Here is a 14,435-nt window from a genome sequence, read left to right on the forward strand (position 1 = left end):
GGGCCGCGCGACCTATTTCTTTTTCTGATCGAAATCCTGCCAGGAAGCTCCATGCTGCGTCCTCCCCCCCTCCTCCGCTGGCTGGCGACCTGCCTGCTGATCTCGCTGTTCCTGGGGGCGGGTCCGGCCCGGGCTGCCGGCCGTGAACGCCTATCGCTGGACGCCGGCTGGCTGTTCCATCGCGGCGAGGTGGACATGCCGGTGGTCAGGGGCCATGGCATGAGCTACCAGAACGGCAAGACCAACAACGGCTGGGGCGCGGCCGCCGCGGACTTCGACGACTCCGCCTGGCGTCGCCTGGACCTGCCTCACGACTGGGCCGTCGAAAACCCGTTCGACCGCAACGAGAACGCATCCCAGGGCTATCGGGCACGCGGCATCGGCTGGTATCGCCGCTATCTGCAACTGCCAGAGACCGACCGCGGCCGTCACATCGAACTGCAGTTCGACGCCATCGCCACCCACAGCACCGTGTGGGTGAACGGCATCGTCGTCGACCGCAACTGGTCCGGCTACAACGGCCGCAGCATCGACATCACGCCCTACGTGCGCTACGGCACCGATCCCAACACCATCGCCGTGCGAGTCGATGCCGACGCCCAGGAGGGCTGGTGGTACGAAGGTGCCGGCATCTACCGCCACAGCTGGCTCGTGAAACGCGACGCGTTGCACATCGCCACCGACGGCTTGCATGCCAACCCCGTCAAGCAGGGCGGCCGATGGAGCATTCCCGTGGAAGTGACGCTGCAAAGCAGCGCCAAGGTTCCGCGAGACGGCGTCGTCGACGTGGTCTTGATCGACCCGGCCGGCCAGGAGGTGGCCAAGGGCAGCGCTCGCGCCCGCGTCGGTGCGCTCGACGTGGCCGTCACCCGCATGAAGCTGGACGTGCGCGAGCCGAAGCTCTGGTCCGTCACCCAGCCCAACGTCTACCGCGTACGCGCCGTGCTGCGCGACGCCGCCAACGAACTCGACCGCACCGAGGTGCAGACGGGTTTCCGCACGATCCGCTTCGACGCCGACCGCGGCTTCTTCCTCAACGACGAGGCCGTCAAGCTGCAGGGCGTCTGCATTCACCAGGACCATGCGGGTGTCGGCGTCGCCCTGCCCGAGTCCATCTGGGAATTCCGCCTGCGCCGCTTGAAGGAGATGGGCACCAACGCCATCCGCTTCGCGCACAACGCCCCGGCGGCCGAGGTGCTGGACATGGCCGACCGCATGGGCTTCCTCGTCATGGACGAGAACCGCCACTTCAACCCCTCGCCGGACTACATGCAGCAGCTGACCTGGCTGGTGCGACGCGACCGCAACCACCCCAGCGTCATCCTCTGGTCCATCTTCAACGAGGAGCCGCTGCAGAGCACCGAGTCCGGCTACGAGATGTCGCGCCGCATGGTCAAGGAGATCAAGCGGCTGGACGCGACGCGCCCGGTCACGGGGGCCATGCACGGCGGCCTCACCACCGACCTCAACGCCGCCGACGCTGTCGACGTGGTAGGCCTGAACTACCAGCCCTGGCTCTACGACGACTATCACAAGAAGCACCCCAAGCGCCCGATGACGAGCACCGAGGACACCTCGGCCTACATGACCCGCGGCGAGTACGCGAGCGACAGCAAGGCCCAGATCATGGGCAGCTACGACGACGAACCCTCGTCCTGGGGCAATACCCACCGCGACGCCTGGAAGGCCATCGCACAGCGGCCTTTCATCGCCGGCAGCTTCGTCTGGACCGGCATCGACTACCGCGGCGAGCCGACACCTTATGAATGGCCGAGCGCCAGTTCCTTCTTCGGCGCCATGGACCTCGCCGGTTTTGCCAAGGGCGCCTTCTGGATCCACCAGGCGCAATGGGTGAAGGACCGCCCGGTCGTCAAGCTTCAGCCTCACTGGAACTGGGCTGGCCGCGAGGGCCAGAACATCCGCGTGATGGTGACCAGCAACGCGCAACGCGTGCGGGTCGTGCTCAACGGCAAGGACATCGGCGAACAGGCCGTCGATCCCTACGAGATGAACTTCTTCCAGGTGCCCTACGCCCCGGGCCGCATCGAAGCCGTGGCGCTTCGCGACGGCAAGGAAGTAGCACGCGATGTCGTGGAGACCACCGGACCCGCCGTGCGCCTCGTGCTGACGCCGGACCGTCAGGCCCTGGCCGACGACGGACTGGACGCCGTCCCCATCACCGTCAGCGCCGTCGACGCCCAGGGCCGGCCGGTACCGCTGGCCCAGAACAAGGTGTCCTTCACCTTGGAGGGCCAGGGCGCCATCATCGGCGTGGGCAATGGCGACCCCAATTCCCACGAGGCCGACAAGGCCAGCGAGCGCAGCCTGTTCAACGGCCTGGCCCAGGTCATCGTGCAGAGCCGCCGCGGCGGCCACGGTGCGCTGAAGCTGCGCGCCATCAGCGAAGGCCTGCAGGACGCCGAGGTCGAACTGCCCCTGAGCGCCGCCACCGCGCCGCCGCAGGTGCCCACCGCCGAGCCGACCACGCCGCTGCTGAGCTGGCGCGTCTCCCCCGCAACGGCCACGCGCCCCGACCCCAACGTCAAGCTGGCCGAGAACGACATGAACTCCTGGGGCTGGGACGAACCGCCGATGCGGCGCGAAGCCGATGTCAAGCCGTTCCGTCTCTATCGCAGCAGCGTCAACGTGCGTGCGGACCGCAACGACGGCCACGCCCAGCTCGCCTTCGGCGCCATCGCCGGCAAGGCCGAGGTCTGGGTGGACGGCGTCAAGCTCGGCGAGAAGACGAGCGCCGAGCCGGCCCCCTTCTCCGTGACGCTGCCGCAGGGCGGTGTGCGGCGCGAAGTCACGGTCCTCGTCGAGGCGGCGCCAGGCCAGCCCACCGGCCTCTGGGCCCGCATCGTGCTGGAGCGCGGAGCGCGCTGATGTCGCGTTCGCTGCTGGCGCTGCTGCTGGGCCTGCTGGTCGCCCTGCAGGCTCATGCGGGGCGCACCAGCACGCTGCTGAACGACGGCTGGCGCTTCCAGCGCGTCGACGTGGCTGGCGCCGAGGCGCCGGACTTCGACGATGCCGCATGGACGGCCGTCACCCTCCCCCACACCTACAACGCCTCCGATGGCGAGACGGGCGGCACACCCTACCGCGGGCCTGCCTGGTACCGGCGCATGCTCGACGTGCCGGCGGGCGCCCAGACCCGCCGCTTCCTCGAATTCGACGGCGCGACGCTGGCTGCCGACGTGTGGGTCAACGGCCGCCATGCCGGCCACCACGAAGGCGGCTATGCGCGCTTTCGCTTCGACATCACGCCGCTGCTGAAGCCCGGCCGCAACGTGCTGGCCGTGCGCGTGGACAACAGCAGGCTGCCCCAGGTGGCGCCGCTGGGCGGCGACTTCACCGTCTTCGGCGGCCTGATCCGGCCCGTGCGCCTGATCGAGACCGCCGACACCCACATCGAGCTGCTGGACCATGGCGGCCCCGGCCTGCGCTTCGACATCGAGGCGCTGGACGCCGCCCACGCACGCCTGAAGGTGCAGCTGCAGTGGCGCAACGATGGTGCCCGGCCCGCGCCGCGGCAGTTGCGCCTGACGCTGCGTGACGCCCAGAGCCGCATCGTCGTGCAGCAGGTCCGGCGCCTGGACCTGCCGGCGGGCGCCGCCGACACCGTCACGGCGATATTGAACGTGCCCGGGCCGCATCTGTGGCAGGGCGTGAAGGACCCCTACCTCTACCGGCTGAGCGCCGAGCTGGTGGACGGGCGCGATGTGGCGGACGCCGTGCAGCTGCCCGTGGGCCTGCGCCAGTTCGCTGTGGACCCCGACCGCGGATTCCTGCTCAACGGCAAGCCCTACCCGCTCTACGGCGTCAACTACTTCCACTCCGGCCGGCCCGGCCGCGGCGTGGCGGTGGGCAAGGCCGAGATCGACGAGGACCTGCGCATCCTCATGGACCTTGGCCTTACCGGCCTGCGCCTGGTGCACTACCAGCACCCGCCCTACGTCTATGAACGCGCCGACGAACTGGGGCTCGTGCTGTGGACCGAGATTCCGCTGAACTCGGCCATGGCGGAAACGCCGGCCTTTCGCGACAACCTGTTCGGCCAGTTGCGCGAGCTGGTGCGGCAGAACCGGCATCACGCTTCGGTGGCTGTCTGGGGCGTCGGCAACGAGGTCTACCGCAGCGACGAACCCATCCGCGCCCTGCTCGCCGACCTGCATGCGCTGGCCAAGCGCGAAGACCCATCGAGGCTGACCAGCTACGCACACTGCTGCGCGCCCGACGACCATCCCATGGCGCTGGTCACCGACCTTGCTTCGTACAACCGCTACTGGGGCTGGTACGACGGCCAGTTCAGCGATATCGGCCCGTGGGCTGACAAGCTGCATGCCAGGCTGCCCACCAAGCCCATCGGCCTGGGCGAATACGGCGCCGGCGCCAGCGCCATCCAGCAGGAAGATCCGCCACGGCGCCCCGAACCGGGCGGCCGCTGGCACCCCGAGCAGTACCAGGCGCTGTTCCACGAGGCCTACGCCGCCCAGCTCGAGAAGCGCCCCTTCCTGTGGGGCCACTTCGTCTGGCTCGGTTTCGACCATGCCGCCGCCAACCGCCACGAGGGCGACACCACCGGCCGCAACGACAAGGGCATGGTGACCTACGACCGCCGCACGCTGAAGGACGCCTACCACCTGATGCGCGCGTGGTGGCAGACCAAGCCCGTGCTGCACGTTGCCAGCCAGCGCCTGGCGATGCGGCCGGCAGGCCCCGTCGTCATCAAGGCCTACAGCAATGCCGCCAAGGCGACGCTGCGGGTCAATGGCAAGGATGTCGGCACGGTCGACGTCGTCGACCGCGTCGCCACCTGGCCGGCCATCGAGCTGACGCCGGGCCCTGCCACGCTGGAGGTCAGCGACGACCGCGGCAGCCACGAGAGCGTCGACTGGCAGATCGAAGGCTGCGGCCCCGAGTCCCTGGGCACCTCGCGCGTGCTGCAGTTGCCGCGCGAAGGCGCGGCCCACGGCGGCGTCCATGGCCGCCTGCCGCTGGTCGCCAACGAGTTCGTGCTGACCTTCGACGACGGCCCCCACCCCGGCACCACCGAGCGCGTGCTGCAGGCCCTGAAGGCCGAGTGCGCCAAGGCCACCTTCTTCATGAACGGCGAGCCCATGCTGCAGCACCCCGAGCTGGCGCAGCGGGTGCGGGCCGAAGGCCACACGGTGGCCATGCACGGCAACAGGCACCTGGCCTTCGGCGAACTGCCTGCCCAGGACCAGCTGGCCGACCTGGAGGCCATGCAGAAGGCCTACCGCCACGTGATCGGCGGCGACGCGGCAGCCTGGCGCTTTCCCTATCTGGCGGAAACGCCGGCGCTGCGCGAGGCCTTGCACAAGCAGAACACCACCGTGCTCTCGGTGGAGGCCGGCATCGAGGACTGGGTGCCCGGCAAGACACCCGAGATGATGGCCGAGCGCCTGCTGGTCACGCTGCGCCAGACCGGCGGCGGCATCGTGCTGCTGCACGACGTGCAGGAACAGACGGCCGCCGCCCTGCCGTTGATGCTGCGCCGCCTCAAGCAGGAGGGCTGGCACCTGGTGCACCTCCAATGGCCCGAACCCACTCGTTGACCTCCCGAATTCCATGCGCATTCCCCTGCCGAAGAACGCCGTCGCCCGCAGCATCTGCCAGCTCGGCCTGCTGCCACTGATGGTCCTTGGCCTGCAGTCCTGCAGCCCCATGCCTGGCGCGCCGACGGCGATCGAGCGCCCGGCTGCGGTCGACACGACGGCCATCCAGCTCAACCAGGTCGGCTATCTGCCCGGGGGCAGCAAATGGGCCGTGCTGCGCGACGTCGCGGCCGACAGCTTCTCGCTGGTCGACGCGGCTACCGGCCGCGAGGTCTGGCACGGCTCGCTCGGCGTCGCCAGCTCCTGGGAGCCCGCGCAGGAGAAGCTCCGCCTGGCCGACTTCTCCGCCTTCCGTGAGCCCGGCCGCTACCGCCTGCGGGCAGCGGGCCTGCCACCGTCCGCCCCCTTCGTCATCGCCCCGGATGCCTATGCCGCGCTGAACGCGGCAGCACTCAAGTTCTATTACTTCAACCGTGCCGGCATGGCACTCGACCCCGCGCATGCCGGCATCTGGGCGCGCCCCGCCGGCCACGCCGACGACCATGTCCTCGTGCACGCCTCGGCCGCCGGCCCCGGCCGCCCGGAAGGCACCGTCATCGCCGCCCCCAAGGGCTGGTACGACGCGGGCGACTACAACAAATACATCGTCAACTCCGGCATCACCGTCTACACGCTGCTGGCCGCCTACGAGCATTTCCCGGCCTTCTTCAAGGCGCAGAACCTCGACATCCCCGAGAGCGGCAACGGCCTGCCCGACGTGCTGAACGAGGTGCTGTGGAACCTGGAGTGGATGCTGGCCATGCAGGACCCCGCCGACGGCGGCGTCTACCACAAGCTCACCGACAAGGGCTTCGACGGCATCGTCATGCCGCACCAGGCCCGGCACGACCGCTACGTCGTCATGAAGTCCACGGCGGCCACGCTGGACTTCGCCGCCGTCATGGCCCAGGCCAGCCGGGTGATGGCGCCCTTCGAGGCCCAGCGGCCGGGGCTGTCGGCCCGCATGCTGGCCGCATCCAGGCGAGCCTGGGACTGGGCCCAGGCCCACCCCGATGTCCTCTACCGCCAGCCGCCTGACATCCACACCGGCGGCTACGAGGACGCCAAGCTGGCCGACGAGTTCGCCTGGGCAGCGGCGGAGCTCTACATCACGACGCGCGACGAGCACTACTGGCAGTCCTTCCGGCAGATCGCGCCGCGCATCGAAGTGCCCGGCTGGCCCGACGTCGGCGCCCTCGCCTGGGTCAGCCTGGCCCAGCACCGCGAGCGGCTGACGGCGGCGGCCGACAGGCCGCTGATCGAGGCGCAGGTGCGCACGCTGGCCGACAGCTTCGCATCACGCTGGGAGGCTTCGCCCTACCGCGTGGCCATGCAGACCCAGGACTTCATCTGGGGCAGCAATGCCGTTGCGCTGAACCAGGCGCTGATGCTGATCCAGGGCTATCGCCTCAGTGGCGAACGTCGCATGCTGGATGCCGCACAGTCGGCGCTGGACTTCGTGCTGGGGCGGCATCCGACCGGCTACGCGATGGTGACCGGCTTCGGCACCCGCTCGCCGCTGCATCCCCACCACCGCCCGTCAGCCGCCATGCCCGAGCAGCCGCCGGTGCCCGGCATGATCGTCGGTGGCCCCAAATCCGGCCCGGGCGACGACTGCCCCACGCCCTATCCCTCCACGCTGCCGGCCAAGGCCTACCAGGACAACCTGTGCAGCTACACGACCAACGAGATCGCGATCAACTGGAACGCGCCGCTGGTCTACCTGTCTGCGGCCCTGCAGTCGCTGACGCCCGATGTCCCCGAAAGGTCCCTCGGACATGAGCACTGACCGGACTTCGTCACAGCCCCTTGTGACGTGCCGCCTCGCCGTGGCGCTTCGCTGCGCGCTCGGCATCGCGCTGCTCGCGACATCGGTCGCCAGCTGCGGAGGCGGCGAGGCGGCCCCGAGCAGCACGGCGGCGGCCACTCCTGCGTCGCCCACTGCATCAGCGCCTATTTCGCAAGCCAACGGCAGCAGCGGCTGCGACGCCAGCGCGACACAGCTCGCCTCCGGCAAGCTGACGATCACGTCGGACGGCGTCGCGCGCAACTACTGGCTCGACCTGCCCACCGACTACGACCGCAACAAGCCGTATCGCGTCATCATCGGCCTGCACTGGCGCGACGGCAGTGCGGATGATGTGCACGGCTGGAGCGGCTACTTCGGCCTCGCGGCGCTGTACGGCAACGATGCCATCTTTGTCGCACCCGACGGCCTGGACAAGGGCTGGGCCAACCCGGGTGGGCGCGACATCCGCTTCATCCGCGCCGTGATCAACCAGGTCCAGCAAGGCACATGCACGGATCCGACGCGCGTGTTCGCCACCGGCTTCAGCTTCGGCGGCATGATGTCCAACGCCATCGGCTGCGAAATGGGCGACATGGTGCGGGCCGTCGCGCCGATGGCCGGTTCGCTTTGGAGCGGCTGTGGCACTTCATCGAACCGCGTGGCCGCGATCTTCGTCCATGCGATGGACGACAACGTCGTGCCCTACGCCGCCGGCGAAGAGGCCCGCAACACCTTCCTCGCCCGCAACAGCTGCAGCGCCACGACCACGCCCATGGGCACCAATGGTTGCGTCGAGTACCAGGGCTGTACCGCAGGCAAGCCAGTCGTCTGGTGCGGCTTCCCCAAGGGTGGGCATTGGTATCCGAACTTCTCGGCCGCAGAAACCAAGGCCTTCTTCGACCGCTTCTAGGCTTCTAGTGCAGGCGCGGCGCCGCGCCTGCTGGCCGAGGCGCTGTAGCCACATCGATTTCTCCCCGGGTCGTGGCCTGGTTCGGTCCGATCAGCGGGTGGCCAGGCTGACGAGGATGTTGGCCTCGGAAGCCGCCCGACCTTGGGGGCAACGCGGCGACGCCCGCATGTTGAAACGCTCACCATCACTCGCCCCCCTGTTCGGTCTTGGGCTTTCGGCGCCAGTTGCCGACGATCTGCTGCGCCAGTGCATCAGCCTGGGCTTGATCGGCAGCGCTCAGGGCGGGTGCGGAGGCAGGCTGCATGAAGGACGCGGTTGATCTTTCAAGGCTGCCCGGCCAACTGGACCGCCGCTGCGCGCTGTCAGCCGTTCGAGACACAGCAGGGCAGGTCGTGCGCGCGAGCGGCAGGCAAAGGCCACGCGTGAACCAAGCGCGACCCTGAACGCTTCAACGGTCCCAAGGCGGCAGATCGCCGCCGAAACGTTCGACGAGAAATTCGACCAGCAGGCGCAGTGCCAGCGGCTGGTGCTGACGGGACAGGAAGATCGCGTGGATACCCAGCGTTTCGGGTTCGACCGTCGGCAGCACGCGAACCAGCCGCCCGCACTTCAGGTCTTCGCCGACCAGATAGGTCGGCAGGATGCCGATACCGCCGCCTTCGATCACGGCACGGCGCAGCACGCCGGTGTCGTTGGTTGACAGCCCCTCCGTCACCGGCAGCTCGATGAGCTGGCGGCGCTGGCGGAAACGGAATTGCGCCGCGCCGACGGTGGCGTGCGTCAGGCAGCGATGCGACTGCAGCGCCTTGACCGTGCGCGGTTGGCCGTGCGCGTGCAGATAGGCAGGCGCGGCGCACAGCACCGAGCGGCACGAGGCGAGAGGCCGCGCGATCATCGTCGGCTCCAGTGAGTTGGTGATGCGCACCGCAAGGTCGATGCGTTCGGCCGCGAGGTCGATGCTGCGGTCGGTGACAACGAGCGAGAAGCCGACCTCCGGGTGCTGCCGCTGGAACTCGACAAGTGCCGGCGCGAGCTGGGCCTCGGCGAAGGACGGTGAACTCGCGATGCGCAGGCGGCCCGATGGCGTGCGGCCGACCTCGCCTGCCTGGTGCTCCACGTCCTCCGCGAGATCCAGCAGCTGGCGGCAGCCGGCGAGCGCTGCCTGCCCGGCTTCCGTCAGGCTGATGCGCCGCGTCGTGCGGTGCAGCAGCCGCGTACCCAGCCACGCCTCGATGGCGGCGAGGTAGCGGCTGACCATGGCAGTGGACATGTCGAGGCTTTCGGCAGCCTGGGTCAGGCTGCCGTGCTCGACGACGGAGACGAAGACACGGGTGGCGACGAGACGGTCCATATTCAGAGGTCTATAGCGACGAAATGTGCAACGGTGATTCTATTGATGCGATGTTTATCAATCGAAGTGATGTAAATAAAGTCTGCACCATCCATTTCACCCAGGAGCCCCTCATGCTTACCAGCTTCAAGTTCGCCCGCCGCCTTCTGCCCCTGCTCGCACTCGGCGTCGTCGCCGACGGTGCCGGCGCGCAGACGCCCGCCGCGCCGCTGACCGTCAAGGTCCACAACGCCGAGGCAGGCAGCTTCCACGTCAACGCCGTCGTCGTCAGCGGCAAGAGCGAGGTGATGGTCATCGACAGCGGCTTCACGCGCGCCGATGCGCTGCGCGTCGCGGCCAATGTGCTGGACACCGGCAAGACGCTGAAGACCATCTTCATCAGCAATGCCGACCCCGACTTCTACTTCGGTGCGGAAACGCTCAAGCAGATCTTTCCCCAGGCCCAGGTACTGACCACGCCGGCGGTGCGCGAGAAGATCCAGGCCAAGGTGGCCGGCAAGCTTGCGTTCTGGGGGCCGAAGATGGGTGCCAACGCGCCCAAGCAGCCCATCGTGCCCGAAGCGATCAGTGGCACGACCCTCAGCGTGGACGGCGAGAGCATCGAAGTGCGCGGCACGACCGGCGAGCTGGCCCACCGCCCCTATGTGTGGATCCCGTCGATCAAGGCCATCGTCGGCAACATCGGCATCTTCGGCAACCTGCACGTGTGGACCGCCGACACCCAGAAGCCCAGCGAGCGCCAGGCCTGGCTGGCCCAGCTCGACGAAATGCTGGCCCTGCAGCCCGCGCTGGTCGTGCCCGGCCACATGGCCGCCGGCACCGCCCTCGACACCAGCGCGATCACCTACACGCGCGACTACCTGAAGCGCTTCGAGGCCGAATTGCCGAAGGCGGCCAACGGTGCCGAGCTGATCGCCACGATGCAGAAGGCCTACCCCAAGGCCGGCCTCGGCATGGCGCTGGACATCGGCGCCAAGGTGAACAAGGGAGAGATGAAGTGGTGAGCGCCGCCTTCGGACCCAGGGCGGTGACGCGCCGCCTGGCGCTGCTGGGCGTGACCGCCGCGGCCGCGCTGGCGGCCGTCTCCCCCGCCGGGGCGCAGCCCGCTGCGGCCACGCCGGCGTCGGTGGAGCGCGACGGCGCGGGCCAGACGCTGCAGGAGCTCTACCAGGCCGCCTTGAAGGAGGGCGGCTCGCTGACCGTCTACGCCGGTGGCGACGAGGTCACCCAGGGCTTCGGCATCAAGGCCGGCTTCGAGAAGCAGTTCCCGGGCGTGAAGCTCGACATCGTCGTCGACCTCAGCAAGTACCACGATGCCCGCATCGAGGAAGAACTGCTGCGCAAGGACCTCAAGGTCGACGTCGCCCACCTGCAGACGCTGCACGATTTCGACAGCTGGGCCGCGCGCGGCCTGCTGCTGCCCTACAAGCCCATCGGCTGGGACCAGGTGCCGGCGGCCTACAAGGACCCGCAGGCTCGCTTCACCGGCCTTTTCATGCTGACCTTCGCGAACAGCTACAACAAGAACCTGGTCAGTGCCGACAACGCGCCGCGCGACTACGCCGACTTCCTGAAGCCCGAGTTCAAGAACCGCATCGTCATCACCTACCCGCATGACGACGACGCGGTGCTCTACGTCTTCGACAAGATCGTCCAGAAATACGGCATCGGCTTCATCGACAAGCTGCAGGCCAACGGCGTGCAGTGGGTGCGCGGCACGCAGACGCCGCGCGACGCGGTGGAGGCGGGCAAGTACGCCGTGGCGACGGGCACCTCGGGCAACTTCGTGCCCGTGGAATCGTCGCCGCTGCGCTTCGTGCTGCCCGCGAACGATCCCTTCCTCACCTGGGCGCAGACCGGCGCGATCTTCAAGGACGCAAAGCATCCCGCCGCGGCCAAGCTCTACATGAGCTGGACGCTGTCGCTGCCGAACGCCTCCAACCCGCGCCAGTTCCCGATCCGCAAGGACGTCGCGCCGCCGGCTGGCTACAGGACGCTGGACCAGTACAACACCAGCCCCGAAGACTTTCTGGCCTTCATGCGCGACCGTGCCCGCGTCGAGCGGCTCAAGAGCCTCCTCGAACGCCTGATCGGCCCCGTGCGAGGCATTTCCCCCCTGAAAGACTGAACCATGAAAAAGACCCCGACCCTCGCCCTTTCCCTGCTGCTGGTGTTCGGCGCCGCAGCCCTGCCCGCCGCGCGGGCCGACGACGCCAAGCCCGCTGCGGCTTCCAAGCACGCCAACGCCGCCGCCAACAAGGCGCTGGTGCTGAAGGCCTACCAGGCGCTGTTCGGCGACCACGACCTCAGCGCGGTCGACCGCTACTGGGCCAAGGACTACATCCAGCACAACCCCTACATGGCCGACGGCACCGAGGCCGTGAAGCAGTTCGTCGAGAAGATCGGCCTGCTCAACGGACCGAAGTTCAAGGTCGAGTTCCTGCGCGTCGCGGCCGAGGGGGACCTGGTCTTCGTGCAGACACGCCAACCCAAGATGGGCAACACCCCGGAGATGGTCATCGTCGACATCTTCCGCGTCGCCAACGGCAAGATCGCCGAGCACTGGGACGTGATGCAGGCCGTGCCGGCCGACGCCGTCAACAAGCGCCCGATGTACTGAGGACAGGTCGCCATGGACACCCCCACGCTGCATTACATCCATGACCCGCTGTGCGGGTGGTGCTATGGCGCGGCGCCGCTGGTCAAGGCGGCCCGCGAGCGGCTGCCCGTGCGAGCGCACGGCGGCGGCATGATGGCGGGCCCGGCTCGCCGCCCCGTCACGGCCGAGCTGCGCGGCTTCGTGCTGCCGCATGACCAGCGCATCGCCCAGCTCAGCGGCCAACCCTTCGGCGCCGCCTACCGAGACGGACTGCTGAACGACACGTCCGCCGTGTTCGATTCCGAGCCGCCGATCGCCGCCGTGCTGGCCGCCGATGCTGTCGCCGGCCGCGGCCTGGACCTGCTGGCCAGGCTGCAGACGGCCCACTACGTCGAAGGCCGCCGCATCGCCAACCGCGCGGTGCTGGAGGAGCTGGCCGCCGACATCGGCCTGGACGCCGAGGCCTTCACCGCCGCGCTGAGCGCGACCGAAGGCGACTTTGTGCAGCGCCACATCGGCGAGACACGCACGCTGATGCAGCGCCTGGGCGTGCGGGGCTTTCCGAGCTTCGTGCTTGAACAGGCAGGCAGCTGGCGCAGCATCGACATCGGGCCCTTCATGGGCCAGCCGGCGGCGTTCGGCGAGTGGCTGCAGGGGCAGGTACCGGCTGGCGCGAGTGCGTCGGCCTTCCAGTGCGGCCCGGACGGCTGCGCGATCTGAGTTCGCACGACAAGGAGTCCCCATGAGCACCTCTTCCCGAACCGCCCTGGACATCATCCGTGCGCACTATGCGGCCTCCGATCGCGGCAACATCGACGGGATGCTCGTCGACATGCATCCCCAGGTTCGCTGGACCGAAGCAGCCGGCTTTCCGTACGCTGGCACCTATGTCGGCCCCGAGGCCGTGGCGCGTGGGGTCTTCGCGCGCATCGCCCACGACTGGGAGGGCTTCGGCTTCCATCTGGAGCAACTTGTCGGCAGTGGCGACGCGGTGGTCGCGACTGGCTCCTACCGGGGCACCTGCCGCGGTACCGGCCGCGCCATCGATGTCCGCACCGCCCACGTGTGGAAGCTGGCCGACGGCCGCGTGACCGCATTCGAGCAGTTCACCGACACGCTGTTGGTCGACCGCGCAGTGGGGACGAAATGAGCTGGATAGCGAATTGACCGGCAGCCGAAAGGGTGACCAAAGACGCCGCAAGTGAGACGTCATGTCTGCGGCATCTAAGCCGACGAAGATGCCCGAGGTTGAATCGCCCCGGTTTTCCTAGACACCCGTGAGCCGTTGGGAATGGCGTCGTTCGAACTCGACCGGCGAAGTGTCGCCGGCAGTGCCGTGGCGCCGCTTGGGGTTGTAGAACATCTCGATGTAGTTGAAGACGTCGGCACGAGCGTCATTGCGCGAGCCTCGTACTCGCGTCATGTGCTCGCCTCCCAGTAAAGTTCAATGCCTGAAGGCATGGCCTGCGCACCACCGCCGGACGCACGGGCCAGGTTCACTTGAAGTCGCCAGGTGTGGTCGCCTCGGTCGCCCGCGACACCACGTCGACAGGTCGCCCCGTGAAGGTGGCATCGGCAGGCCGAGCAGCGGCTTCATCGTCAGTGCCCTGCGGCCGGTGCGGCCTCGCCGGCGAACTCGGCGGCTTCGTCATGATCGTGCGGGAACGGTGCCAGCCACGCCAGGATGACCGGCGGGATGGAGAGGATCAGCACCCAGCCGAAGAAGCTCACATAGTGGTGGTCGACGGCGTTCCACAGGAAACCACTGACGGTACCGGTGCCCCACTTCGTCAGCGCCATCACGCCCGTGGCCATCGCGTAGTGGGCCATGCGGAAGGGGCCGGGGGCGATCTGCTGCATCATGTAGAGCATGTGGCCCACCGAGCCCATGCCGAAGCCGAACTTCTCGATGGACACGATGACCGCGATGGTGACCGTGTCCGTCGGCATCGTCTGCGCGAGGTAGAAGTAGGTCAGGTGCGGGATGTTGAGCACCAGGGCCAGCGTGAAGAAGCTGCGCGGCAAGGTGCGCTTGGCGACTAGGAAGCCGCCCAGGAAGGCGCCGGCGATGAAGGTCAGCGTGCCGACCGTGCCGTTGATGTGGCCCAGGGACTCGTTGTCCATGCCCAGGCCGCCGGCCGACGTCGGGTCCAGCAGGAACAGCGGGC

The 14,435-nt window shown here is 68.5% G+C and carries 11 protein-coding genes and 1 pseudogene; 9 read left to right on the plus strand and 3 right to left on the minus strand.

Features of this window, described 5'->3' with window-relative positions; translation table 11 throughout:
• The first annotated feature begins 51 nt into the window (after positions 1-51).
• From galA to ACG04R_RS06110, 4 genes are read left to right on the plus strand one after another with little or no spacing between them, the layout of a single operon-like run.
• Positions 52-2,886 carry a beta-galactosidase GalA gene (gene galA / locus ACG04R_RS06095; RefSeq protein ID WP_394407244.1) on the plus strand — a complete coding sequence of 945 codons (2,835 nt, stop codon included), beginning with the start codon at positions 52-54 and terminating at the stop codon, positions 2,884-2,886.
• Complete coding sequence (locus ACG04R_RS06100; RefSeq protein ID WP_394407246.1) at positions 2,886-5,579, plus strand: polysaccharide deacetylase family protein; 2,694 nt, start codon at positions 2,886-2,888, stop codon at positions 5,577-5,579. Before galA ends, ACG04R_RS06100 begins: the two co-directional genes overlap by 1 nt.
• 13 nt (positions 5,580-5,592) lie before the next feature.
• Positions 5,593-7,407 carry a glycoside hydrolase family 9 protein gene (locus ACG04R_RS06105; RefSeq protein ID WP_394407247.1) on the plus strand — a complete coding sequence of 605 codons (1,815 nt, stop codon included), beginning with the start codon at positions 5,593-5,595 and terminating at the stop codon, positions 7,405-7,407.
• 40 nt (positions 7,408-7,447) lie between these two features.
• Positions 7,448-8,317, plus strand: coding sequence for a CE1 family esterase (locus ACG04R_RS06110; RefSeq protein WP_394407248.1), 870 nt, complete (start codon positions 7,448-7,450; stop codon positions 8,315-8,317).
• Positions 8,318-8,765: 448 nt separating this feature from the next.
• On the opposite strand, the gene ACG04R_RS06115 is transcribed toward ACG04R_RS06110, so the two are convergent.
• Entirely contained in the window at positions 8,766-9,668 is a 903-nt protein-coding gene (locus ACG04R_RS06115; RefSeq protein ID WP_394407249.1) for a LysR family transcriptional regulator, read from the minus strand.
• A gap of 113 nt (positions 9,669-9,781) precedes the next feature.
• On the opposite strand from ACG04R_RS06115, the gene ACG04R_RS06120 reads away from it, so the two are divergent.
• From ACG04R_RS06120 to ACG04R_RS06140, 5 genes are read left to right on the plus strand one after another with little or no spacing between them, the layout of a single operon-like run.
• On the plus strand, positions 9,782-10,672 hold the full coding sequence (locus ACG04R_RS06120) for an MBL fold metallo-hydrolase (protein WP_394407250.1): 891 nt from the start codon (positions 9,782-9,784) through the stop codon (positions 10,670-10,672).
• Positions 10,669-11,796 carry an ABC transporter substrate-binding protein gene (locus tag ACG04R_RS06125; RefSeq protein WP_394407251.1) on the plus strand — a complete coding sequence of 376 codons (1,128 nt, stop codon included), beginning with the start codon at positions 10,669-10,671 and terminating at the stop codon, positions 11,794-11,796. The genes ACG04R_RS06120 and ACG04R_RS06125 overlap by 4 nt, the downstream gene beginning before the upstream one ends.
• A 3-nt stretch (positions 11,797-11,799) precedes the next feature.
• Positions 11,800-12,288: a nuclear transport factor 2 family protein gene (locus ACG04R_RS06130; RefSeq protein ID WP_394407252.1), complete on the plus strand. Its 489-nt coding sequence runs from the start codon at positions 11,800-11,802 to the stop codon at positions 12,286-12,288.
• A gap of 12 nt (positions 12,289-12,300) precedes the next feature.
• Positions 12,301-12,987: a DsbA family protein gene (locus ACG04R_RS06135; RefSeq protein ID WP_394407253.1), complete on the plus strand. Its 687-nt coding sequence runs from the start codon at positions 12,301-12,303 to the stop codon at positions 12,985-12,987.
• Between the two features lie 22 nt (positions 12,988-13,009).
• Positions 13,010-13,417 (plus strand): nuclear transport factor 2 family protein, encoded by a 408-nt coding sequence (locus ACG04R_RS06140; protein ID WP_394407254.1) that lies wholly within the window; start codon positions 13,010-13,012, stop codon positions 13,415-13,417.
• 117 nt (positions 13,418-13,534) lie between these two features.
• On the opposite strand, the pseudogene ACG04R_RS06145 reads toward ACG04R_RS06140, so the two are convergent.
• A pseudogene (locus tag ACG04R_RS06145) lies at positions 13,535-13,672 on the minus strand (IS3 family transposase); the annotation flags it as partial.
• Positions 13,673-13,866: 194 nt separating this feature from the next.
• Positions 13,867-14,435 (minus strand): MFS transporter (locus ACG04R_RS06150; RefSeq protein ID WP_474103404.1); only part of this gene is annotated, 569 nt, incomplete at its 5' end.

Origin of the sequence: Pelomonas candidula (assembly GCF_043555985.1) — a bacterium.
In the GTDB taxonomy this organism is placed as follows: domain Bacteria; phylum Pseudomonadota; class Gammaproteobacteria; order Burkholderiales; family Burkholderiaceae_C; genus Pelomonas; species Pelomonas candidula.

Excerpts from the sequence above, each read along its gene's own strand:
- galA (WP_394407244.1), top strand. The coding sequence starts at position 52 with ATGCTGCGTCCTCCCCCCCTCCTCCGCTGGCTGGCGACCTGCCTGCTG.
- ACG04R_RS06100 (WP_394407246.1), top strand. The coding sequence starts at position 2,886 with ATGTCGCGTTCGCTGCTGGCGCTGCTGCTGGGCCTGCTGGTCGCCCTG.
- ACG04R_RS06105 (WP_394407247.1), top strand. The coding sequence starts at position 5,593 with ATGCGCATTCCCCTGCCGAAGAACGCCGTCGCCCGCAGCATCTGCCAG.
- ACG04R_RS06115 (WP_394407249.1), bottom strand. The coding sequence starts at position 9,668 with ATGGACCGTCTCGTCGCCACCCGTGTCTTCGTCTCCGTCGTCGAGCAC.
- ACG04R_RS06120 (WP_394407250.1), top strand. The coding sequence starts at position 9,782 with ATGCTTACCAGCTTCAAGTTCGCCCGCCGCCTTCTGCCCCTGCTCGCA.
- ACG04R_RS06130 (WP_394407252.1), top strand. The coding sequence starts at position 11,800 with ATGAAAAAGACCCCGACCCTCGCCCTTTCCCTGCTGCTGGTGTTCGGC.
- ACG04R_RS06135 (WP_394407253.1), top strand. The coding sequence starts at position 12,301 with ATGGACACCCCCACGCTGCATTACATCCATGACCCGCTGTGCGGGTGG.
- ACG04R_RS06140 (WP_394407254.1), top strand. The coding sequence starts at position 13,010 with ATGAGCACCTCTTCCCGAACCGCCCTGGACATCATCCGTGCGCACTAT.